Source organism: Achromobacter sp. GD03932 (genome assembly GCF_029839485.1).
GTDB lineage: Bacteria > Pseudomonadota > Gammaproteobacteria > Burkholderiales > Burkholderiaceae_B > Achromobacter > Achromobacter bronchisepticus_A.
Genome location: NZ_JAOCAT010000003.1, coordinates 159,198 through 178,645, shown reverse-complemented (window position 1 = coordinate 178,645; position 19,448 = coordinate 159,198). Strand labels below are relative to the sequence as shown.

The window sequence follows — 19,448 nt, the reverse complement described above, 5'->3', positions numbered from 1 at the left end:
ACGCCCGCCAATCCCGCCGCAGTCCCGACCGGCGCGCAGCCCCGGACGGCTTCATGGCGTCAGGGCTTAGCGGCGGCCGCCCGAGGCCAGGAGGCAGCCTAGCAAGGCGCCCACCAGCGCCGCCACGCCCACCGACTTCCAGGCATGTTCATGCACGTACTCGTCAGCATAGGCGGTTGCGCGGCGCGCGCGTTCCCGCGCCGCGCCCTCCCAATCGCCGGCGGACTCGCGCGCGTCGGCCAATTGGCGCCTCAGGCGCGCGCGCGCCGATTCGATCTCGGACCCCGTATACGACGCCGTCGAGCGCAACAGGTCTTCCGTGCCGGCGAGCAGCTCGTGGAAGCTGTCGCTGACGCGCTCACGGTGCAGGGCCATTTCGGCGCGTTGGTGCTTTCGGTTCATGGTCGCTCCTTTCTAGTTGTTGGGCCTCGCGGAGTCGGGCCGCCTGACGCAATGCAGCACGCTCAGTACCCGAAGCGCGCCGCGCATTGAAGAGTCCCATTGTGACCATCAACGGCCGCGGCCGCCAGAGCTTTGGCAACCAGCCGTAAACCGATATTTCAACGCAAGCAAAGGTATCGGCAGCGCGCGCCCCGCAGGCCGGCGCCGGAGCTTGCATGCCGTCTTTCAAATTCGTAAAAATCCATTGCATTCAGCGGCTTGGCGCTTGACACCGGCCCCGCCCTGACCGCCACAATAGACTTTTGCAATGCGCCAGAACCGCCTGGTCTGAGCCTCCCAACGCCGCGCCTCCCGACCGCCCGCCGCCCCATCCTGGGCGCACCCGCGGCGGGCCGTCCCGGCGACAGAAAAGGAACAGGACGCATGGTTTCGCCTTCCGCACTGTTTGCCCCCGCCGCGCCGAAATTCATCGCGCAAGCGCCGCAGCCGCCCAGCGCCGAGCAGCTTGAACTGCACGAAGGCTTGCTGGCGCGCCACGCGCACATCGATCCCAAGTTCCTCTATGACGCGCTGGGCTCGGCGCTCTTTACCGCGATCACACAGCTCCCGGAGTATTACCCGACGCGCTGCGAGTCGGAGATCTTCCAGCGCCACGGCGCCGACATTGCACGCCACGTCGGACCGGTGCTCTCCATGATCGACCTGGGCGCGGGCGATTGCGTCAAGGCCGAACGCCTGTTCCCCAGCCTGCGCCCGCGCCATTACGTGCCCATCGACATTTCGGCCGACTACCTGCAAGCCGCGGTGCGCCGCCTGCAGCTGTCCTACCCCGACCTGCAGATCACCGCCATCGGCCAGGACTTCACGCACGCGTTGGCCCTGCCCGCCAGCATTCCGGCCGAACAGCGGCTGTTCTTCTATCCCGGTTCCAGCATCGGCAATCTCAGCCCCGCGGACGCGCACGCCATGCTGCGGCGCATCCGCGAGCAATGCGCGGGCGGCGGCTTGCTGGTCGGGGTGGACCGCGTCAAGCCAAAACAAGTACTGGAACCCGCCTACGACGACGCGCTGCACCTGACCGCGGCCTTCAACCTGAACCTGCTGCGGCACGTGAACAGCGTGCTGGACGCCGATTTCGACGTGGACGACTGGCGCCACGTGGCGCTGTTCAACAGCGCCGACTCGCGCATCGAAATGCATCTGGAAGCGCTGCGCGCGGTGCGCGTGGCGTGGCCGGGCGGCGCGCGCGCGTTCAGCGCCGGCGAACGCATCCACACTGAAAACTCCTACAAGTTCACTCCCCAAGCCTTCGCCGACCTGCTGCAGAGCGCCGGCTACCGCGACGTCGCGCACTGGTCGGATTCCCGCGGCTGGTTCTCGATTTTCAGCGCCCGCGCGTAAAGCGGGCCTGCCCTCAACGCCACTGGAGGATCGCCATGGAACCTGCGTGCCTGCTGACTCACCCTGCCACCGGACCTTACGCTGCCGGCCAGGCGGGCCAGCACGACCGCTACGACGCGGTGCGCTCGACCAGCACGGCCCTGGCCGCCCCACTCAGCCCCGAGGATTGCCAGGTGCAATCCATGCCGGACTGCAGCCCGGTCAAATGGCATCTGGCCCACACCACCTGGTTCTTCGAGACCTTTCTGCTGACGCGCTTTCACCCGTCCTATGCGGTGTTCCATCCGCAGTACCGCATGCTGTTCAACTCCTACTACAACGCCGTCGGCGCCAAGCATCCGCGTCCGCGCCGCGGCCTGCTGTCGCGTCCCGCGCTGGCGGAAGTGCAGCACTACCGCCGTCATGTGGACGGCGCGATGCATGAACTGATCTCGCGCCTGGGCGGCAACGATCCCGCCTTCGACGCCTTGCTGGAGCTGGGCCTGAATCACGAGCAGCAACACCAGGAGCTGATCCTGACCGATCTGAAGCACATGCTGTCGGCCAATCCGCTCAAGCCCGCCTACGTCGCGCCCGGTCCGTCCGCGCTGCCACCTTCCACACCGGCCGGCTGGACCCGCTATGGCGGCGGCATCACCCGCATCGGCCATGACGGTAATGGCTTCGGTTTCGACAACGAGGGGCCAGCCCATGACGTGCTGCTGGCCCCGTTCCACCTGGCCGACCGGTTGGTGACCCAGCACGAATACCTGGCCTTCATCCGGGATGGCGGCTACAAGCGGCCCGAACTCTGGCTGTCGCTGGGCTGGGACATAGCCTGCGCCGAAGGCTGGCGCGCGCCGCTTTACTGGGAAGGACAGCGCGACGATTGGCGCATCTTCACGCTGCGCGGCATGCAGGAACTCGAACTGCAGGCGCCGGTCACGCACGTCAGCTATTTCGAGGCCGACGCCTACGCCCGCTGGGCGCGCGTGCGGCTGCCGCGCGAAGCCGAATGGGAACATGCCGCCCGCCAACAGCCCGAAGGCGCGCTGGCCGGGCGCGCCAACATGCTGGAGAACGGCCACCTGGACACGCGACCGGCGCCCGCGCGCAGCGGCACGGGCGGCCCCGTGCAACTGTTCGGCGACGCCTGGGAATGGACTTCCAGCGCCTACGATGCCTACCCCGGCTTCAAGCCCGACAGCGGCGCGGTGGGCGAATACAACGGCAAATTCATGTGCAACCAGTACGTCTTGCGAGGCGGCTCCTGCGCCACCCCCAGGGACCACATCCGCCCCAGTTACCGCAATTTTTTCCCACCCGAGGCCCGCTGGCAGTTCTCTGGCATCCGGCTGGCGCGGGACGCCTGAAGCCTTTCTTTGAAATTTGACCGAGGATCGCTTGCACGCGTCAAAAATTTCGTGCTAGAATTTCGTTCTTCGTTGATCACTGATTGCGACACGGATGTGACGCAAACCCAGAGGTTGATCGAAATGGCGCATTAGCTCAGCCGGTTAGAGCGACGGAATCATAATCCGCAGGTCCCCTGTTCGAATCAGGGATGCGCCACCAAAGAATTCAAAGGGCCTCCACGTAAGTGGGGGCTTTTTTTTCATTGCGGCGTTTTGGACGGAATATTAGACAGCGTCTAATATCCAGTAGGTCATACAGTACCACCCACGCGTGTTCGATTGATTGTTCGATGGGAGCTAGCTTGGAGAGCTTTCTGCAATGGCTGGCCTTGTCGCAACCAGCCGCCTGGGTTCAGGCCCTTGGTACGCCGATCATTGGCATAGCCGCGGTTTACGTTGCATACCAGAGCGCCGCCACGGCACGTAAAAAGCTCAAGTTCGACATGTTTGAAAAGCGTGTACGCGTCTACGAAGATGTGCGTGCTTTTTTTAAACTGACAGACACTGGGGCATTGACGTTGGCCGAAGCTCGGACGCTATCCGGGTCACTCGCACACGCGAAATTTCTATTCTCTGATCCTGCCATCGACGCATTTCTGAAAGAACTCTCAGAGAGAAGTCTCAAGCTGTTCTACACGGCTATGCCAAAGAGAGCAAGCGCATTTGGCGACATGCCGCAACCTATCACAATGGTCGATCCAGACCCTATACGCAAGTATCGACATCTGGTGATGAGCCAATATCAGCTATCCAAAGTGACAACGGCAGCGCCGCCGACAGTGGAGAAACACGAACGCGAGTGGTTTGATGCCGCCACATGGATAACCGATAACAAGGGGCGATGGGACAAGCTGACGTTGAGCTACCTCCGGCTCAATCATTGACAGCTTGCGTGACAGGCACCTTAGGAAGCCTGCCAGCGCCGAAGTAGGGCCGCTGCCCTTACACTGGCCCTTCCCTACGGGAGGGGCCATGTGCAGCCACTACCAGACACTGAAGGATGCAGAAAAGCAGCTGAAGCGGTTCCGTGCACCCGAGAGGCACAGGGGCGATTCTTGTACCACTCTTACTAGCGCACTGACCGATAAACTTCGGCGGCCCAAGTGAGCCCTCGCCGGCGAGCACCTGGGTACTACGCCCCAGCTCCCCTCACGGGTTGGGGCGTTTTCGTTTGCTCTGGCGCCAGGCTGCGGGATGACGCAGGCTGGGCAGAGGATCCGGTCGCAATGGTCGATACCCTGGTCGCCATCAACAGAAACGCTGGCGCCAGTTCGAAACAAAGTGTTAAAAAGACCCCACAGGCACATTGAAATGTGCACACCACGACTTTACTTATAGGTTAAGATCGATGCTGTTGAGTCCACTATGGGAGGACACTGAAGATGACAAAGCCCCTTGTTGGCGTCTCTATGCAATTGCTACAGAGGACTCTTCCCCAGTTGAAGACTCACTTGAGGCCTGGCTTGAGGATGAGCAGTACGAAGGCTACGCCTCTGGCCTGATCGATCTCATAGAGGCGATCGGGCATGCGGCTAATGGACCTGCAATTTTCAACGGGAATAGCAGCATCTGCCACGAAGCGATCGAAGGCGAAGGGATTTTTCGTCTACGAAAGGGCTGTCTACGCCTTTATTTCTTCTATGGCTTAGACAGAAAGGTGGTGCTTTGCCCATATGCCGAAGTCAAGCGAACCGATAAAGTCTCCAAAAGCACGCGCAAGCTCTTGCTTGATGCAAGAGATGCCTACGCTGAAGCGCACGCCCAGAATGCGCTCAAGATAAAAGAAAACTAAACCGAGGATTGCCATGAGCAGATTTTCTCAACTCGTCAAGAAGGCCCGCGAGCGTGACTCGTACTGGGAAGCCTCCGCAAAACATGAGTTCGCAATGCAACTGCTGAACCTGCTTCAGAGCGAGAATCTCAGTCAAAGAGAATTCGCCGATCGCGCCGGCGTGAGCCAATCTCAAATTTCTCAAATTCTGGCTGGATCGACCAATCTTAGCCTGAAGTCTATGCTCAAGTATGCCTTGGCTCTGGATTGTGTCGTCAAGGTAGAGGTGGTGCCTCGCGCCGCCGCAGGCAAGATCGCTCGCAAGTCTCAAGAAGCCCAAGATGCCCGTGAATGGAAGAGCTTTTCGCGCTACCTGCACACGCAACCGCCCGCTCCTAAGAAGTTCTGGGAATTGAACCTGAACATTGAGCCAACCGAATGGTCCTACGCTGCCGGTGATCAGGCACGAGTTGCAGAGGCCGCGTAGCGATGCAATCTAGTCCTATCCAGACGCAATCCATTGTCTATGGCGAACTATCCATTGTCCCGTATATGCCTGAAGGAGACGAAAATTCAGATGCAGACGGATTCGATTGGGCGGGGGTCAAATTCGATATCGCGGTAAAATATGACGTCATGGAAAAGGATGGACGCCCCGCGTATCCCGTCTTTCTGCGCATAAGAGTGCCCAACAATGGTGACGGGAAGAAAGCTCCCTATGCAATCACCGCCGCAATCATGGGCGGGTTTATCTATTCCGGAGATAAATCTGAGGAAGACGCTTTAGATCTGGTTGTCGTGAACGGTCTTTCGATTCTCTACAGTTCGTTGCGTGAGATGATCCTAACCACGACATCTCGCATGATCAACGGCGCCCTGTATCTTCCTGGAGCTAATTTTATGGACCACGCTCCATCGCGTCGAAAGGCCGCGAAGAAGGCGCCGGCGAGAAAGGCGGTCAAAGCAACAAAATCCGCCGCGGAATAGCGCCCTCCCGCAACCAAAAAGCCACCTCCGGGTGGCTTTTATTTCGGCTATGCACCCACCGCCGGCCTAACGAGCGACATCTACGACGACCTGCTCGCGGGCCTAGCCAAGGAGCCACGAGTGCAGGGGAAAGACCAGATGACCATGGAACTGCTGGAGTCCCAGGGCAAGCTGCGCAAGGGGATGGCGCCGCGATGACTTTCATCATGCTTAGCGCAATTACTGGAATGGCAGATGGGGGGACATCCACTGTGACCGCAATCGCTATACTTTCAGTTCTGACATAACGAGCGTGTGACCTAATGGTACGGAAACAGCGGCGCCCACGCGCAAGTAACGATCGACGACTGGATGTTTGGCTGCTTCGATTCAGCCACATTGCGCAAGTCGGCCTCTTTGCCGTGACTCTCTGCACGATCTACTTCACCGTCATACCGCTCTATCGCAGCGCAGCGCTGGAAGAATCTGTTGCTCGCCAGCAGCTGGAACTATCAAGGCTAACCTCGCAAATCGACAAAGCCTATTTACAGTTGCGGGCCTACGCATTGTCCGAATTCGTCCAAGCTATTAGCGTCGAATGCGATCCACTGCTCAAGCACCTGATGAGCCCTGTCGACGATCCAGATGACAAAGTCACTGCCGAGAAATCATATTTTGCAATGAACGTGAAAGATTGCCTAATCGCGTCATTATCTGGATCTCCGGCACTTCTAGAGCTCCGCCCAAAAGACCGCGCAGCCGTCGAACTGGCAGTGCACAGCGCGGCCGATTCGGTTTCCGACGAGCAACAACGCGTCAAGTCCATTTACGAGAACTTCGACGATTGGGCCATTCGGAACCCCGATAAATTGCCCGACCCTGGGCAATTTAGACTTCGCATGCTCGCATTCCTAGACCAGAAATCTGCGCTTCCAGTTCAAGAATTAGAGAAAATGAAGCTACAGGCGCGCATCGACGCTGGCAAGTCTGACCTTTTCTCAAAAAGCGCCGACGACATCCGAAAACGGTTCCGCAGCCTTCTTACCCCGGGGTGGCCAAATGCAGACTAGCCCCAAGGTCAACGAGGCCAAGCCTCCACGATGGGCCGGTGCCGCGCCGCGCAATCGCCATACTGGACCACCATCGCAATATAACTGCGCGCGAAGTCGTCCCAGCTATCGCTTGTCACCTCGGGCACCGGCCGGCACGGCTGCGCCAGGTTGGCGGGCAGCGTTGGCCAGGCGGCCAGCTTCATTGATGTGCTGCAGCCGGTCATCGTCAAGGCGGCAGCCAGCAGGCAGAGGACTCTGAACTTCGACACGGGTGTACCTCTCTGTGGGCTTGGCGTCGCGAAGCGCCACCCGGGCGCCTTCCAAGGTGTCCGAGATCCCCCCCCAGGCGCGCGGTTTGGGCTTTGAACTCGGTAAGCTCGGCCAGCGCGTAGTCGGCTTTGGCCTTGGCTACGCCAGTCTGGTGCTGGCTGGCGCCATACAACGCACTCCGAGCGCGACGGCCACCACCAGGGCGGCGCCAATCAGGTATTCAAGCGCGCATCCAGCGCCTGGCCCACGGGAACCCCGGTGATTACCGAAATCTGAAGAAAGGCGTGTCCGAGCTGCGCATTGATATAGGCCCTGGCTATCGGGTCTATTACAAGGAGCGCGAGGACAACACGATCGTCATCGTGTTGGTCGGCGGTGACAAATCCAAGCAACAGCGTCATATTGACCTTGCCTACGAGTTGGCGGAGCAGTTGTAGATGTGGACGCGTTCGGCGGCAGGTTGACATTGCCGTCAAATATGTCCACTTGCGTAGCGCCATTGGAGCCATACACCATGAAACTGAACACACGTGAGTACGATGTCGCCGAGCGGCTGCGCACGCCAGAGGAAATGGCCCTCTACCTAGATGCTTGCATCGAGGAGAGCGACGGTGACGCCGCCTTCATTGCCAAGGCATTAGGCGACATCACGCACGCCAAAGGCATGACGCAGGTGGCCACGGATGCAGGCCTGTCGCGCGAGAGTCCCTATAAGGCGCTTTCGGGTGATCGTGCCCCCGGTTTCTCTACCATCCTGAAAGTATCGCGGGCATTGGGTCTGCGGCTGCACGCAACGCCCGCATGAATGGCTCGCCCCCCTCGGAAAGACAGGCGGTACCAAGCTGGCGTCGATCAGCGCCGCCCGAATCCGCCGGGTCGTTTTGACTCGCGCACGCGAAACCCCAACAGCAGGACACCCTGGCTTTTCTCAAGCGGAGCGCGTCATCAGGGCGAGCTGATTTCAGCGCCACCAAGAATCCAAAGCACGCTCACACAAATAGGCGCCCTTTTCGTTTGCGCATCGGAACTCTGCGCTCAGAAGCCCGGTCTCACGACGCGGCGCCACCACTGGCATGTGGACATGCCTTGGCCACTACCCTGCCATTGCACAGCCGCCACCCCGAGCAACCTCCCAGGAGCGATCAAATTCCCTTGCGCCGACTTATCCGTAGAGCAAAAAAGAGGCTATTTCATTGGTCGCCAGAACTGGCCGCACGTTGCGGTTTTGATTTCCGGCTGAAGGCGCCGAATCGCAGTTTCCTGGAACAGCAGATATTCGGCTACCTGAACCAATCGGCGGCCCAGGCCAGCAGCCCCATGCAGTGCCTGTTCGTCGGCATGCATGAATACACCTGGCACTACCCTCGCTTGCTGAAGATGGATTTCCATTCGCTGGACATGGACCCCGAACAAGCCGTCTACGGCCCAGCCGGCAGGCACACCATCGGAAGCGCAACCAACATGTCGGCCTTCTACCCCGAAGCCTCGTTCGACGTCGTGGTGGCCAATGGCTTGATCGGCTGGGGCCTCAACGAGCGAGCCGATTTCGAACGCCTGATGGAGCAATGCCATCGCGTGCTCAAGCCTGGCGGGCTTTTGATCCTGGGCTACAACGATACGCCCGAACACGCCCCCTTCGAGGTGGACATCGCATGGCGGGATCTGTTTGCCCCCATGACGCCGGCCATCCCGGGAGTCACGCAGGCGCGCCATGCCATGAACGACAGCTACGCGCACGTGTTCATCTTCGGCGAGAAGCGTCCGGATCCGGCGCGGGCCACTGCCTGACGGGAGCGGCCCGGCGCCTGCCTTCCAGTCAAGGCAGCCGCACCGCGTCGCGCCGCCGGCCGCCCCAGGTCGCCGCCAGACTGGCCACGAAGGCGCCGATCAGCATCGAGGCGAAGCCCCACAGCGCGAACGCGGCCGCGGCCTTGCGCGCCTGGTCTGCGGCCTCCTTGGCCTTTTGCCGGGCGTCGTCGGCGGCCTGCTTCATGTTCTGCACGGCCTGCTCGACGCGGCGCTGCGCCGCCGCCGGCTCCATGCCGGTCTGCGCCGCCACGACCTTCACGACATAGTCGCGGTCCTCGCCCGTCATCGAGCCGCGCGCCGCGCTCATCGCCATGATGCGGCCCACCTCCACTCTCGCGCCGTTACGGTCGGCGCCGGCATCGGGCCGCTCCGAGCGCAGCAAGGCGTCCGAGAAGTAGCCCTGCATCTGCGCCATTCCGTCACTGCCGCCCGCGGCGGCTGCCGCGGCCGTCGCAGCCGTGCCGGCCCCTGCCGCGACAGAAGCGCCCGCCTTCGCCACGCCCGAAACCAAGGTCGCGATGGAAGCGCCCAGCAGCACCGCGCTTACGACCGCGCTCAACGCCCACACCAGAAAGCCGTGCGCCGTGTCGCGAAAGTAAACCTCGTCCGAGTGCACGTCGACCCATTTGGTGCGCAGCCGCCCCGCGACGTAGCCGCCGATGCCATAGGCGACGATCTGCGTGGCCAACATCCACACGATGAGGCCGATGCCTATCGCGGGCGCGGTCGCGCCCTCGCCGCTCCAGGGCGAAACCGAAAGAAAGCCCAGCCCGGTGCCGCCAGCAAACAACGCCAGCGAAAGGGCCGCGGCGATGACCGCCCCCGCGATCACCGCGGCCCAGGAGACGGCGGAGATGGCAGATTCCCTCGGCGGCACGCCGCCGGGATAGGGCTGGCTCAATGAAGTTGCGTTTTCCATGGATCTGTTCCTTGTTCACGGTTCATCGCGGCGGCGCGGATACGCGCTGCCGCGGCGGAAAGCCTCGCGGGTCAATGCCAGAAAAGCGCCAGCAGGATGATGATGGGAATGGGCACGCCCAATAGCCAAAGCAAGATGGAACGCATAAAGCCTCCTTGGATGATGTCCTGCGCGTTGCTCGCAACGCTCAGGCCAGGTCGATGGTGCCGGGCGCGCGCGGATTCGGCGGCGGCTGCACGGGATCGATGACGTCGGGATCGCTGCGTGGCCGCGTCGGATCGAGCGGCGGGTCGTCCGGCGGCGGATTATTGGGAAAGGCGGGATCGTCGGGCGCGGGCGGGTCGCCCCCACCGGGTTCGCGATGCATGGATTGGGACATGGCGTTCTCCTGAAGCGGCGCCTGGCGCGCCGCCCAGCCCCATCAGCAAACCGCATTCCCGGCTTGTGGCCCCTGAACGAAAAAAGCCCTCTTCGCGAGGGCTTTCATGCATGCGCAGCCAGCAGGGTCAGGATTTGCTCTTGCCGTCCCTGGCCGGTTCGGCGGCCTTCTGGCCGCCGCCGCCAAGAAATTCGACGACAGCAGCCTTGCCCGCGGCGGAGGCTTCGTCCTGACTGGCATAACGCCTCGGCGAATAATTGGTGCTGCGCACATTGCCGGTTTCGGGATCGAACAAGGTGATGATCCAGGCGAATTCTCCCGGCATCAGTTGCCTGACTTGCAACGTGGCGCGCGTGCCTGGGCGCAGTTGCGGCATGGGACGGCCTTTAACGTGACTCGACGCCGCCATCGTAGCGCAAGACGCGCCGGCGCAAACCCGGCGCTGGCGACACGGCCATGAATGCTGCGACCGCACATGAATTCATGCTGCAGACCCCGCAGCAAAAACGCCACAAACCGCGCGTCGCGTCAGGAAAACCCTAGGGCCTGTTGCGCCAATACAGGCGCACAATCAATACAAACATCTAGACCGCTCAGCGGCAGCCGCATCCCTTTAATCAGGCGAGGACGGAGACAACATGACTTATGTAGCAGTGGTTATCAGCTGTTTGATGGTTGTGGGTATCGTCGCGTTGGTGATTCAAACGGTTCAAAGCGCAGGGTCCGAACCCTGGCTGAGAATCTCGGCGGCGATCACCAGTTCCTTGTTCGCTTCACTCTTGTTGATTCCGCTCGGATACGCGGTCGCGCAGACCGTGCTGATCGAATAATTCCATCATTGCAACGCATGCGCCTGGGGCTACGCGCCCCGGGCGGCTTTGCCGCGCGTTGCGGCCCAGCACAGCAGCGACCCGGCGGTCACCATGGCCACGCCCTGCCAGAATGATGCGTTCAGACGGGTCGACAGCCACACGGCAGCAAAGAACGTCGAAAACACCGGCGTGAAGTAGGACGCCGTGGCCAGCAAGGTCAGGTTGCCTTTGAGTATCCCTACGTTCCACAGCGCGTAGCCCGCCGCCATGGCGCCGCCAGTCACCAGCAGCTCCAGCGTGGCGGGCCAGGAGAAGGCCAGCGCAGGCTCGGCGCCCGACAGGTACTTGATCCACAGCGCAAGCGCGGTCAGCATGAAGAACAAGGCAACGCCATTCTTGCCATCGGCGAATCGCGTCGTGACGTTGCAATAGACGGCCCAGATCACGGCGCCGCTGAAGGCCAACCCATAACTGAGGGGATTGCTGGACACGTTGGCGAGGGTGCGCTCCCAGGAAAGCCCGCCGGATCCGCCCAGGACCCAGACGATGCCGGCAAGCGACAGCAGTATGCCGGGCACCACCCACGCGTTGGCGCGCTGGCCATTGATGAGCATGGCCAGAATCACGGTAAAGCAAGGCCAGAGATAGTTGACGATGCCCAGCTCGATCGCCTGGCCACGGTTGGCAGCGAATCCCAGGGAAAGCGACAGGCAGATCTCGTAGGCAACGAACAGCAGGCTGCCGATGATGAGATAGGAACGCGGAAAGGTCCGCAGCTTCGGAAAGCCCAGCAGCAGCACCAGGAACGCCGAACCCGCCGTGTAAATGAGCGCGGCGCCGCCGACCGGTCCGAAGCTTTCGCTGACACTGCGGATCAGGCCAACCACGGTGCCCCACAGCAGCACCGCCAGCAAGCCCAGTGAAGTCGCCGTGTTCCGGCTCAGGGAGAGTTGCATTACCGATTCCGATTGCCCGTCTTGGGGCGTCAAGCCGGGCAGTTTAGCGAAAACCCAAACGCCCCGCGGCGGCACTCCGCTATGCAATGAAGCCAGCGCCCCTATTCAGAATGCCCGCCAGAACAATGCAAAAAAGGAGCAAGCGTCGCATGACCATATCCACACGCAGATTGAGCGACGTGCTGGCCAGCACGGAATCGGGCCGGCTCTACCGGATTGAGGTGTTCTTGCGGGCGGAAGAGCCGGGAGCGGCTGCGTTGCAGGCTGACGCGGCCCGGCCTGACGCGGCCCGCTACATACACCGCACCACCGAGGGGGAGCTGGTGTTGCCGCTGGACCGGAACCGGTACAGGCTGAAATCGGGCGAAGTCCTGACCGCCCTGGCGCCGCCGCTCTCCGACCTCTGAGGCTGGCGGAGCTACTGATCCGCCTCCACCCGCCGCTTGCCCTGGCCCTTGGCCTTGTAGAGCGCTCTGTCCGCGCGCTCCAGCAATTCGCGCACGGTGACGCCGGATTGCGGATACACGGCTATGCCCACGCTGGCGGATACGGCGACACTGACGTCGGGATACGGCAGGGACAGGTTTTCGACCAGCGCCTGCGCGACATGCCCGGCGTTTTCCTTGTCCGCGCCCAGCAGCAACACCGCGAATTCGTCGCCTCCAAGCCGCGCCGCCACGTCGGACACGCGGATCGCATCGGCCATGCGCTCCGCCGCTTCCTGCAGCACCGCATCGCCGGCCGCATGGCCATGCAGGTCGTTGACCGCCTTGAAGCCGTCCAGATCGATCGCCAGGATGGCGAAGGATTCGCCGCTGCGCTGCGCCACCGCCACCTCGCGCAGCACCAATTCGTTGAACAGCACGCGGTTGCACAGCCCGGTCAGCGGATCGTAGTGCGCCAGGTGCTGGGCATGCGTCAGCATGCGCGAGGCCTGCACCAGGGCGCCGCCCACTTCCGCAACCTCCTTGACGCGCGTGCCCGGCACCATCACCGCATGCCCTTTGCCCAGCGCCAGCGCCGGCGCGACCAGGCTCTGCACGGACGAGGTCAGGCGCTGGGCCAGCCGCAAGGCCAGCAGCAAGCCCAGCCCGAAGGCCAGCAAGGTGCCCAGGGCGATCCAGGCGATGGAGCGGTAGAGGTCCGTGGTCAGCAGGCTCATCGGCGCGCCGGCGGCGACCGTCCAGCCAGATAACGACGAGCGGCTGAAGGCGGTGTAGACCGGCGTGCCTTCCTTGGTAATGGTTTCCAGCGAGCCCTCGCTTTCCTGCTGCACCGCCCGCGCCAGTTCGGGAACGGCCTTCTGGCCCACGAATTTCGAGGTGTCGCGCGTGCGCGCCAGTATCGTGCCGCTGTCGTCCAGCACGGCGGCCACCCAGCCGTCCGGCAAGGCGCGCCTGCCCAGCAGATTGCCGATGCGCTCAGGCAAGATGCCGACGTTCAGGCTGTAGGCGACCTCGCCGTTGCGCAGCACCGGCACGCCCAGCGCAATCAGCGGAGCTTGATTGACCCTGCTGGTGAACAGCCCCGTCAACACCGCAGTCCGTGTCTGGAAAACGTGGGCCAGCTCGGCGGAGGCACCCGTCGGCGGCAAGGCGTTGCCGAACGGAACGGACGTGTTGATCAATTGACGGCCATCCTTGTCGGTCAGGACATAGCTGTCGATGATCTGGAAACGCACGGACTCGCGCGCCCGCCTATGAAAACCGGCCAGGTCGCCGGCGACGAGATCCGGCGACGACGCCAGCATCTGCAAGCCAGCCTCGACGCCGGTGAGTTCGCGGTCGAGAATCGCGGTGAGATTGCGCGCCAGGAATATCGTGTCGCGGAAGATCCGCTCTTTCTGGATGACGTAGCTTTCGTAGACCGCCACGGACGCCATGACCAGCGCGGGCGTAATACAGGCGAACACAAGCGTGAGCAGGCCCGTGCGCATGGAATAACGGCGCGGCCGACGCGCCCGCGCGACGGCCAGGCTCTCGCCGTCAGCCACGGGAACCTCGCCTTGCGACGTCCGCAAACGTCGCCCTGCCGACCGAAACCACACCTCTGGACCCATGCGCCTCCCGATACGCTCCGCCCGGCCCACGAGCAGAGGACGAACGAACGCCAGAAATTATTGCAGAAGTTCGCAATCGCACAATCCGCGCCATGGGAATCCCCTCGCCGCGTCGAGACGGATGTGGCTTAAAGGGCGCGTCCCCAATTTATTCCGGAGACGCGGCGCCTGGTTCGTCTACTGGTCTTCCAGGTCCGGGGTGCCGGTGAACTGGGTCTTGAGCAGCGTCAGCGCCCCTTTTTCGGCCAGCGCCTCATTGGGAAACACATGCTTGGTGTCTTCCAGCACCGGGAATCCGAAGACCCGCACCCGGGCGTGATAGCCGTCGGGCGTCTCGGCGAATTCGATGTCGAAGTTGCGTTCTTCGATCCAGCCCGATCGATGCAGTTTCCATTCCATATCCGACGCGCTCCCGAATAGTCGAGGTTGATACGACAGGCCGGCCCCGATGGAAGCCGGCCTGCTACACCATACACCCGTCTTGGGACGGACGGACTGACGGCCGATCCGCCGCGCCTACTTTCGGGCGCTCGGCTTGTCTGCGGCGGCGTCCGCGTATCCCTCCACCGGCGGCGCAAACAAGTCCCAGCTGGCCATGAACAGCGCGGCGATCAGCGGGCCGATCACGAAGCCGTTCAGGCCGAACAAAGCCATGCCCCCCAGCGTGGAGATCAGCACCACATAGTCCGGCATCTTGGTGTCCTTGCCGACCAGAATGGGGCGCAGCACGTTGTCCACCATGCCGATGACCAGCACGCCGAAAGCGATCAGCACGACGCCCTTGATCGTGGCGCCGGTCAACAGGAAGTAGATCGCGACCGGCGCCCAGATCAACCCCGCGCCGATCGCGGGCAGCAAGGACAGAAAGCCCATGATCACGCCCCACAGCAGCGCGCCCTGGATAGACAGGATCGAGAAGATGATGCCGCCCAGCGCGCCCTGCGCCGCGGCCACCGCGACGTTGCCCTTGACGGTGGCGCGCACCACGGTGGTGAACTTGCGCAGCAGATGCTGCTTGTGCGTGTCGCTCAGCGGCATGGCGCGCTTGAGCCGCGCCGATAGCTGCGGGCCGTCGCGCAACAGGAAGAACAGCAGGTACAGCATGATGCCGAAGCTGATCACGAACTGGAACGTGTCCTGCCCGATGTTCAAGGCCTGCGTCGCCAGGAACTGGCTGGCCTGCATGGCGCCCGCGCTGAGCTTTTCCTGCAGGCTCGGTATGTCGGCCAGGTCGAAGCGCGCCAGCAGATCATGCACCGACGGCGGCAGCGCCGCCATGGCCTGCTGGAAATAGTCGCCAAAGTTGATCTGCCCTGACTTGACGCTCTGATAGAGGTTCGCGCCTTCGCGCACCAGCGATCCGCTGATGACGATGAGCGGCAGGATCACCAGCAGCAGCACCAGCAGCAAAGTGATCAGCGCGGCCAGGTTGCGCCGTCCGCCGATGCGCGCCACCAGCCGGCGCTGCAGCGGCGCAAAGATGATGGCAAGGACCGCGCCCCAGAAAACAGCGCCGTAGAACGGCCACAACAACCAGCCGAATGCGATGGTGACCACCACCAGCAGGAGCAGAAAAGTTCTGTAGTGCACGCTGGAAGATTGGCTCATATTACGTCCCAGGCTCGGCTTGCGCCGCGAGACCCGCATTGTACAAAGCGCCGTTCAGCGGGCGTCCTGCGGCTGTCCGGCGGCCTGACGCAATGCGGCGCGCGCATGCTCCAAAACCTCCGACTGCGCGTTCAACCCCTGCAGACGCAGGTTCAACTCCTGCTGCAGCGTGGGCGTGGCGACGCGCGCCTGCCCATCCGCCAGCAGGATGTCCTGCGCATGGGCGGCCACGAAATCCGCCACGCCCAGCGCATCGCGCGCCACCGCGTCCATGGCGGCCGCGGCATCGAGTACCTCGGCCGCGGGCGCCGTCACTGCCTCGTCATAGACACCGTCGTAGACGGGCGCCAGATCGGCCGGCAGCGTCAGCGCCGCACGCGCCTTGTCCGCCCTGGCCTGAGCCCGCTGGACCTCGGCAGCCTGCTCGGCCAGCGTCTTGCGCGCGGCCTCGAGGCGGTCCCGCCGCTCCACGATCTCGGCCACCGAACGCAGGGTCTCGACTTCCGACGCGTCACGCATGGAGGCCGCCGCCTGCGTCAGGATTTCCTGAAAATCGGCGATGACCTCGTAGGCATCGGCATAGCCGCCGACGGCCTCCTTTTCCTGCTCGCTCAGGATGCCTATGGGCAGCAGCGACGCGCTGTTCATCCGGCTTTGCAGCAGCTGGATGAACGCGGCCCGCTCCTGGGGCTCTTTGTTGACGCAGGCCGACAGAAACAACATCGACGCCATCGCCAGGCCCAGCAGGCAAGCTCGCAGCAATGCCATGCGCATCCTCCTTGCATGCGGGTTCGCAAAACCGGCGCCGCCCGCGAACTGGGCGGCCGCCCTCCGGCAGATTATCCCGAAGGCGCTTTCCGACGCTGCCGGCGGGCGGATTTTGTTGCTATCGAAGCGTGTTGACACAGGGTGCGCCGCCCGCATCATGGCTCCAGGGGATACGCCATGGCGCAACGGCGCGCGGGGTCAAAACCCATGGCCGCCTCATGGCTCAAGCGCTCGCGCAACCCGGGCGGGAGCTCCCCTGCCGCGATATCGACGAAACCTTGCCGCAGGTAAAACGGCCTGTTCCAAGGCAGTTCGCGGTCGGTGGTCAGCAGCACGAACCGGTAGCGACCGGCACTGCGGGCATGCGTGCATACGGCGGCCAGGAGCGCCCGCCCCAGGCCGCGCCCCTGCCACGGCAACGCTACCGCCATTTCGGCCAGGTAGAGATCGCCGTCCATGGGCCGCGTCAGCGCAAAGCCCGCGCACTGGCCCTCGCCTTCCGCGACCCACAGCAGGCCGGCCGCCTGCGCCTGCGCCAGCTCGGCCTGCGGCGCCGTATCGTCGCCGGCGGCCCACGCCATATGCGTGCCCAGGAAGCGCCGCGCGGCGGAGCGTTCGATATCGGCCAGGCTGGCCAGGTCTGTAGGTCGTGCGAGTCTGATCATAGGCATGGCAGTATGCCTGATGCGGGCCCGGCGTCCGATCCCATAAAATGGCGTTTTCGGCCATCACGGCCCCGCAATACAGGCCCAGCCCCAAGACATGACTCAAAACGCCACCTCCGATACCTGGGGCTTTGCCCATCCCGATTGCCGCGGCGCGGCCGCCCTGCTGTTCTTCATGAACGACCTGGCGCGGGTGATCAACCAGTACCTGAGCCCGGGACAGCTATCCAACGAAGCGCTGGCCGATGCGCAAAAGGCGGTCGATGCCTTGCTGGCCCGCTACGTGGACATTCAGGCCGCCCCCGAAGCCTTCGACAACGAGCGCATCGAACTCGCCCTGGAAACCGAAAACCAGCCTGACGGCCAGACCAGCGCGCAAGTGGCGCTGCGCATGTCGCCACGCCTGGAAGGCCTCATCATCGAGGCCCAGCGCCAGGCTCGCCCGGCGACCCATTAAAGGCCTGGAACGGGGGAGGAGTCTCCCCCCACCACAAAACGCTTGCCAAAAGCATCAACTGCCTGTACTATTGCTGGTTGAGCTCTGCCGTTTTCGCCAAATTCCATACGAAAAAACGCGGTGATAAACGACGGCGCTGGCACTGAGGCCTATACATCAGCCCCTCCCCAGACGCCGAAGCAGACCCTCGAAAATACCCAAGCCCAAGCATCCCGTCCCATTTGCGAAAACCGCAAATCCGGATTGCGGCCTGGAACAAAACGCCTTCACCCAACCGCCAGTCCGGCTTGGCAAGAAGCAACAAGACAATCAGCGGCGCCTACAACACGCGCAAGCGACGAATACCGATAACCGCGCCGCAACCAGCAGGGCCTGTCCGTCCTGCATGACTTCTCGGGCCGCGCATGTCCGCATGCATGCTTTGCGCTTGTTCGCGCATCGCGCAACCCGAAACGACGCTGTCCCGGACTGATGGACAGCGTCGCGCCGCCAGGCCGTGCGCGCAAAACATGAGAATGCGCAAAAGGACGGCGGCATATATGCGTTAGTGTCACGACACACGCCTGCCCGATTCAATACGGCTGGCAGCGGCACGCGGCAGGAACGCTGCGCGCCACGTGGCCAGACGCGGCTTTTCCCATAACTAGAAACCAAGAGAACAAACACCATGAATACTCGTTTCACGACCTCGGACCTGATCCGACGCCCGGCGCACACCACGCTGGACAACATGCCGATCCATATCGGCGACATCGTTTACCTGAAGCCCGCAAATGGCCCGGAAATCCGCGCCACGGTCATCTACAACGCGCCCATCGATGGCACGACCACCTACACGACCGAAGTCGTGCCCTGCGGCGCACCCGCGCAAAAGGCCCCCGGCCAGCGCATCCGCTTCCGCCATGAGCACGTGCATCGCATCGAACCGGTGCGCAGCGCCACTCACTGAAGCAGCAGCCCGCCCCGTTGCGCAAGCAACGGGGCAATTTGTGCGTGATAAAGTCCCCGGCAATACAGCCCTGGCGATCCCACCATGCAGAACAACCGTCTCGCAGTCCATATCTGGGACCTTCCCACCCGCCTCTTTCATTGGGCGCTCGTCGTCTGCATCGTCGGCGCGTTCGTCAGCGTGAAGCTGGGCGGCCTGTACATGGACTGGCACGTGCGCTTCGGCTGTACGGCGTTGGGTCTGATCCTGTTCCGCCTGCTCTGGGGATTCATCGGCCCGCGCTACGCCCGCTTCACGCACTTCGTGCGCGGCCCGGCGGCCGTGGCCCGCTATCTGAAGGGCGCCGCGGCGCCCGCAGGCCACAACCCGCTGGGTGCGCTGTCGGTGCTGGCGCTGCTGCTGGTCATCGGCTTCCAGGCGGTCAGCGGCCTGTTCACCACCGACGACATCATGACGCAGGGCCCCTTGTTCGGCCACGTCAGCGAAGCCGTTTCCGCCGCCATGACGTCCTGGCACAAGCTGAACGAATGGGTCATCCTGACCCTGGTCGCCCTTCATATTGCAGCTGTGCTCTGGTACGCGCTGGTGCGCCGCAAGCGCCTGGTGCGCGCCATCATCACCGGCAAGGTCGATGCCAAGGATGTGCCCGCCGGCACGGCCCCCACGCAGGACGGTTTCGCCGTCTGGCTGCGTGCGCTGGTGCTGGGCGCCTGTGTCACGGTCCTGGTACTGTGGATCCGGTCGCTGGAAGTCGCGGCCGACATGTCTTTTTCCTGACGGTTCACGCAGCGCGAAGACAGCGCTGCGGCCC

General features: G+C 63.0%; 26 protein-coding genes and 1 tRNA gene. 16 read left to right on the top strand and 11 right to left on the bottom strand.

Annotated elements, in window-relative coordinates; all coding sequences use genetic code 11:
* Positions 1-66 precede the first annotated feature (66 nt).
* Positions 67-402 carry a DUF883 family protein gene (locus tag N5C88_RS04175; RefSeq protein ID WP_059378525.1) on the bottom strand — a complete coding sequence of 112 codons (336 nt, stop codon included), beginning with the start codon at positions 400-402 and terminating at the stop codon, positions 67-69.
* A gap of 423 nt (positions 403-825) precedes the next feature.
* Here N5C88_RS04175 and egtD point away from each other — a divergent pair, with 423 nt between their 5' ends.
* From egtD to N5C88_RS04135, 8 genes are all read left to right on the top strand, one after another.
* Positions 826-1,803, top strand: coding sequence for an L-histidine N(alpha)-methyltransferase (egtD, locus tag N5C88_RS04170; RefSeq protein ID WP_118932216.1), 978 nt, complete (start codon positions 826-828; stop codon positions 1,801-1,803).
* Positions 1,804-1,838: 35 nt separating this feature from the next.
* Positions 1,839-3,155 carry an ergothioneine biosynthesis protein EgtB gene (gene egtB / locus N5C88_RS04165; RefSeq protein WP_280014734.1) on the top strand — a complete coding sequence of 439 codons (1,317 nt, stop codon included), beginning with the start codon at positions 1,839-1,841 and terminating at the stop codon, positions 3,153-3,155.
* Positions 3,156-3,280: 125 nt separating this feature from the next.
* Positions 3,281-3,357: transfer RNA gene (locus N5C88_RS04160), tRNA-Met, on the top strand.
* Between the two features lie 142 nt (positions 3,358-3,499).
* On the top strand, positions 3,500-4,081 hold the full coding sequence (locus N5C88_RS04155) for a hypothetical protein (protein ID WP_280014733.1): 582 nt from the start codon (positions 3,500-3,502) through the stop codon (positions 4,079-4,081).
* A gap of 464 nt (positions 4,082-4,545) precedes the next feature.
* The gene (locus tag N5C88_RS04150; RefSeq protein ID WP_280014732.1) at positions 4,546-4,989 is read left to right on the top strand and encodes a hypothetical protein; all 444 of its coding nucleotides are present in this window, start codon (positions 4,546-4,548) and stop codon (positions 4,987-4,989) included.
* Positions 4,990-5,002: 13 nt separating this feature from the next.
* Entirely contained in the window at positions 5,003-5,455 is a 453-nt protein-coding gene (locus N5C88_RS04145) for a helix-turn-helix transcriptional regulator (RefSeq protein WP_280014731.1), read from the top strand.
* A 2-nt stretch (positions 5,456-5,457) separates the two neighbouring features.
* Positions 5,458-5,955 carry a hypothetical protein gene (locus N5C88_RS04140; protein WP_280014730.1) on the top strand — a complete coding sequence of 166 codons (498 nt, stop codon included), beginning with the start codon at positions 5,458-5,460 and terminating at the stop codon, positions 5,953-5,955.
* 302 nt (positions 5,956-6,257) lie between these two features.
* Positions 6,258-7,004 (top strand): hypothetical protein, encoded by a 747-nt coding sequence (locus N5C88_RS04135; protein ID WP_280014729.1) that lies wholly within the window; start codon positions 6,258-6,260, stop codon positions 7,002-7,004.
* An 8-nt stretch (positions 7,005-7,012) separates the two neighbouring features.
* Here N5C88_RS04135 and N5C88_RS04130 read toward each other — a convergent pair whose 3' ends face one another.
* Entirely contained in the window at positions 7,013-7,255 is a 243-nt protein-coding gene (locus N5C88_RS04130; RefSeq protein WP_280014728.1) for a hypothetical protein, read from the bottom strand.
* A 129-nt stretch (positions 7,256-7,384) separates the two neighbouring features.
* On the opposite strand from N5C88_RS04130, the gene N5C88_RS04125 reads away from it, so the two are divergent.
* The 3 genes from N5C88_RS04125 to N5C88_RS04115 all read left to right on the top strand — a co-directional run bounded on the left by N5C88_RS04125 (position 7,385) and on the right by N5C88_RS04115 (position 9,044).
* Entirely contained in the window at positions 7,385-7,693 is a 309-nt protein-coding gene (locus N5C88_RS04125) for a type II toxin-antitoxin system RelE/ParE family toxin (protein WP_347881381.1), read from the top strand.
* Between the two features lie 77 nt (positions 7,694-7,770).
* Positions 7,771-8,061 carry an addiction module antidote protein gene (locus N5C88_RS04120; RefSeq protein ID WP_280014726.1) on the top strand — a complete coding sequence of 97 codons (291 nt, stop codon included), beginning with the start codon at positions 7,771-7,773 and terminating at the stop codon, positions 8,059-8,061.
* 512 nt (positions 8,062-8,573) lie between these two features.
* The gene (locus tag N5C88_RS04115; protein WP_280014725.1) at positions 8,574-9,044 is read left to right on the top strand and encodes a class I SAM-dependent methyltransferase; all 471 of its coding nucleotides are present in this window, start codon (positions 8,574-8,576) and stop codon (positions 9,042-9,044) included.
* A gap of 28 nt (positions 9,045-9,072) precedes the next feature.
* On the opposite strand, the gene N5C88_RS04110 is transcribed toward N5C88_RS04115, so the two are convergent.
* The 3 genes from N5C88_RS04110 to N5C88_RS04100 form a co-directional block, all read right to left on the bottom strand.
* The gene (locus N5C88_RS04110) at positions 9,073-9,984 is read right to left on the bottom strand and encodes a hypothetical protein (protein WP_118932213.1); all 912 of its coding nucleotides are present in this window, start codon (positions 9,982-9,984) and stop codon (positions 9,073-9,075) included.
* A gap of 187 nt (positions 9,985-10,171) precedes the next feature.
* The gene (locus N5C88_RS04105) at positions 10,172-10,363 is read right to left on the bottom strand and encodes a hypothetical protein (RefSeq protein ID WP_118932212.1); all 192 of its coding nucleotides are present in this window, start codon (positions 10,361-10,363) and stop codon (positions 10,172-10,174) included.
* A gap of 127 nt (positions 10,364-10,490) precedes the next feature.
* Positions 10,491-10,658, bottom strand: a complete 168-nt coding sequence (locus N5C88_RS04100) for a hypothetical protein (protein ID WP_280014724.1) — start codon at positions 10,656-10,658, stop codon at positions 10,491-10,493.
* 343 nt (positions 10,659-11,001) lie between these two features.
* Between N5C88_RS04100 and N5C88_RS04095 the strand changes: the two genes are divergently transcribed.
* Positions 11,002-11,193, top strand: coding sequence for a hypothetical protein (locus tag N5C88_RS04095; RefSeq protein WP_054451113.1), 192 nt, complete (start codon positions 11,002-11,004; stop codon positions 11,191-11,193).
* A 29-nt stretch (positions 11,194-11,222) separates the two neighbouring features.
* Here N5C88_RS04095 and yddG read toward each other — a convergent pair whose 3' ends face one another.
* Positions 11,223-12,131 carry an aromatic amino acid DMT transporter YddG gene (gene yddG, locus N5C88_RS04090; RefSeq protein WP_280014723.1) on the bottom strand — a complete coding sequence of 303 codons (909 nt, stop codon included), beginning with the start codon at positions 12,129-12,131 and terminating at the stop codon, positions 11,223-11,225.
* Between the two features lie 149 nt (positions 12,132-12,280).
* Between yddG and N5C88_RS04085 the strand changes: the two genes are divergently transcribed.
* Complete coding sequence (locus N5C88_RS04085) at positions 12,281-12,538, top strand: 6-phosphofructokinase (RefSeq protein WP_280014722.1); 258 nt, start codon at positions 12,281-12,283, stop codon at positions 12,536-12,538.
* A gap of 11 nt (positions 12,539-12,549) precedes the next feature.
* Here N5C88_RS04085 and N5C88_RS04080 read toward each other — a convergent pair whose 3' ends face one another.
* The 5 genes from N5C88_RS04080 to N5C88_RS04060 all read right to left on the bottom strand — a co-directional run bounded on the left by N5C88_RS04080 (position 12,550) and on the right by N5C88_RS04060 (position 17,237).
* Entirely contained in the window at positions 12,550-14,124 is a 1,575-nt protein-coding gene (locus N5C88_RS04080) for a sensor domain-containing diguanylate cyclase (protein WP_059378540.1), read from the bottom strand.
* A 243-nt stretch (positions 14,125-14,367) separates the two neighbouring features.
* On the bottom strand, positions 14,368-14,589 hold the full coding sequence (locus N5C88_RS04075; protein ID WP_118932210.1) for a hypothetical protein: 222 nt from the start codon (positions 14,587-14,589) through the stop codon (positions 14,368-14,370).
* A 117-nt stretch (positions 14,590-14,706) separates the two neighbouring features.
* Complete coding sequence (locus N5C88_RS04070; protein ID WP_059378542.1) at positions 14,707-15,798, bottom strand: AI-2E family transporter; 1,092 nt, start codon at positions 15,796-15,798, stop codon at positions 14,707-14,709.
* A 54-nt stretch (positions 15,799-15,852) separates the two neighbouring features.
* On the bottom strand, positions 15,853-16,566 hold the full coding sequence (locus N5C88_RS04065) for a DUF3053 family protein (protein WP_280014720.1): 714 nt from the start codon (positions 16,564-16,566) through the stop codon (positions 15,853-15,855).
* Between the two features lie 155 nt (positions 16,567-16,721).
* Positions 16,722-17,237, bottom strand: coding sequence for a GNAT family N-acetyltransferase (locus tag N5C88_RS04060; RefSeq protein ID WP_118932208.1), 516 nt, complete (start codon positions 17,235-17,237; stop codon positions 16,722-16,724).
* 91 nt (positions 17,238-17,328) lie between these two features.
* Between N5C88_RS04060 and N5C88_RS04055 the strand changes: the two genes are divergently transcribed.
* The 3 genes from N5C88_RS04055 to N5C88_RS04045 all read left to right on the top strand — a co-directional run bounded on the left by N5C88_RS04055 (position 17,329) and on the right by N5C88_RS04045 (position 19,414).
* A complete protein-coding gene (locus N5C88_RS04055; RefSeq protein WP_118932207.1) occupies positions 17,329-17,688 on the top strand; it encodes a hypothetical protein in 360 nt (119 codons plus the stop codon).
* Between the two features lie 667 nt (positions 17,689-18,355).
* On the top strand, positions 18,356-18,637 hold the full coding sequence (locus tag N5C88_RS04050) for a hypothetical protein (protein ID WP_054451105.1): 282 nt from the start codon (positions 18,356-18,358) through the stop codon (positions 18,635-18,637).
* A gap of 84 nt (positions 18,638-18,721) precedes the next feature.
* Positions 18,722-19,414 (top strand): cytochrome b/b6 domain-containing protein, encoded by a 693-nt coding sequence (locus N5C88_RS04045; protein ID WP_118932206.1) that lies wholly within the window; start codon positions 18,722-18,724, stop codon positions 19,412-19,414.
* The last annotated feature ends 34 nt before the right edge of the window (positions 19,415-19,448 follow it).

Coding starts and splice junctions, on each gene's coding strand:
- N5C88_RS04175 (WP_059378525.1), bottom strand. CDS start 402: ATGAACCGAAAGCACCAACGCGCCGAAATGGCCCTGCACCGTGAGCGC.
- egtD (WP_118932216.1), top strand. CDS start 826: ATGGTTTCGCCTTCCGCACTGTTTGCCCCCGCCGCGCCGAAATTCATC.
- egtB (WP_280014734.1), top strand. CDS start 1,839: ATGGAACCTGCGTGCCTGCTGACTCACCCTGCCACCGGACCTTACGCT.
- N5C88_RS04150 (WP_280014732.1), top strand. CDS start 4,546: ATGCTGTTGAGTCCACTATGGGAGGACACTGAAGATGACAAAGCCCCT.
- N5C88_RS04145 (WP_280014731.1), top strand. CDS start 5,003: ATGAGCAGATTTTCTCAACTCGTCAAGAAGGCCCGCGAGCGTGACTCG.
- N5C88_RS04140 (WP_280014730.1), top strand. CDS start 5,458: ATGCAATCTAGTCCTATCCAGACGCAATCCATTGTCTATGGCGAACTA.
- N5C88_RS04135 (WP_280014729.1), top strand. CDS start 6,258: ATGGTACGGAAACAGCGGCGCCCACGCGCAAGTAACGATCGACGACTG.
- N5C88_RS04120 (WP_280014726.1), top strand. CDS start 7,771: ATGAAACTGAACACACGTGAGTACGATGTCGCCGAGCGGCTGCGCACG.
- N5C88_RS04115 (WP_280014725.1), top strand. CDS start 8,574: ATGCAGTGCCTGTTCGTCGGCATGCATGAATACACCTGGCACTACCCT.
- N5C88_RS04110 (WP_118932213.1), bottom strand. CDS start 9,984: ATGGAAAACGCAACTTCATTGAGCCAGCCCTATCCCGGCGGCGTGCCG.
- N5C88_RS04105 (WP_118932212.1), bottom strand. CDS start 10,363: ATGTCCCAATCCATGCATCGCGAACCCGGTGGGGGCGACCCGCCCGCG.
- N5C88_RS04095 (WP_054451113.1), top strand. CDS start 11,002: ATGACTTATGTAGCAGTGGTTATCAGCTGTTTGATGGTTGTGGGTATC.
- yddG (WP_280014723.1), bottom strand. CDS start 12,131: ATGCAACTCTCCCTGAGCCGGAACACGGCGACTTCACTGGGCTTGCTG.
- N5C88_RS04085 (WP_280014722.1), top strand. CDS start 12,281: ATGACCATATCCACACGCAGATTGAGCGACGTGCTGGCCAGCACGGAA.
- N5C88_RS04075 (WP_118932210.1), bottom strand. CDS start 14,589: ATGGAATGGAAACTGCATCGATCGGGCTGGATCGAAGAACGCAACTTC.
- N5C88_RS04070 (WP_059378542.1), bottom strand. CDS start 15,798: ATGAGCCAATCTTCCAGCGTGCACTACAGAACTTTTCTGCTCCTGCTG.
- N5C88_RS04065 (WP_280014720.1), bottom strand. CDS start 16,566: ATGGCATTGCTGCGAGCTTGCCTGCTGGGCCTGGCGATGGCGTCGATG.
- N5C88_RS04060 (WP_118932208.1), bottom strand. CDS start 17,237: ATGCCTATGATCAGACTCGCACGACCTACAGACCTGGCCAGCCTGGCC.
- N5C88_RS04055 (WP_118932207.1), top strand. CDS start 17,329: ATGACTCAAAACGCCACCTCCGATACCTGGGGCTTTGCCCATCCCGAT.
- N5C88_RS04050 (WP_054451105.1), top strand. CDS start 18,356: ATGAATACTCGTTTCACGACCTCGGACCTGATCCGACGCCCGGCGCAC.
- N5C88_RS04045 (WP_118932206.1), top strand. CDS start 18,722: ATGCAGAACAACCGTCTCGCAGTCCATATCTGGGACCTTCCCACCCGC.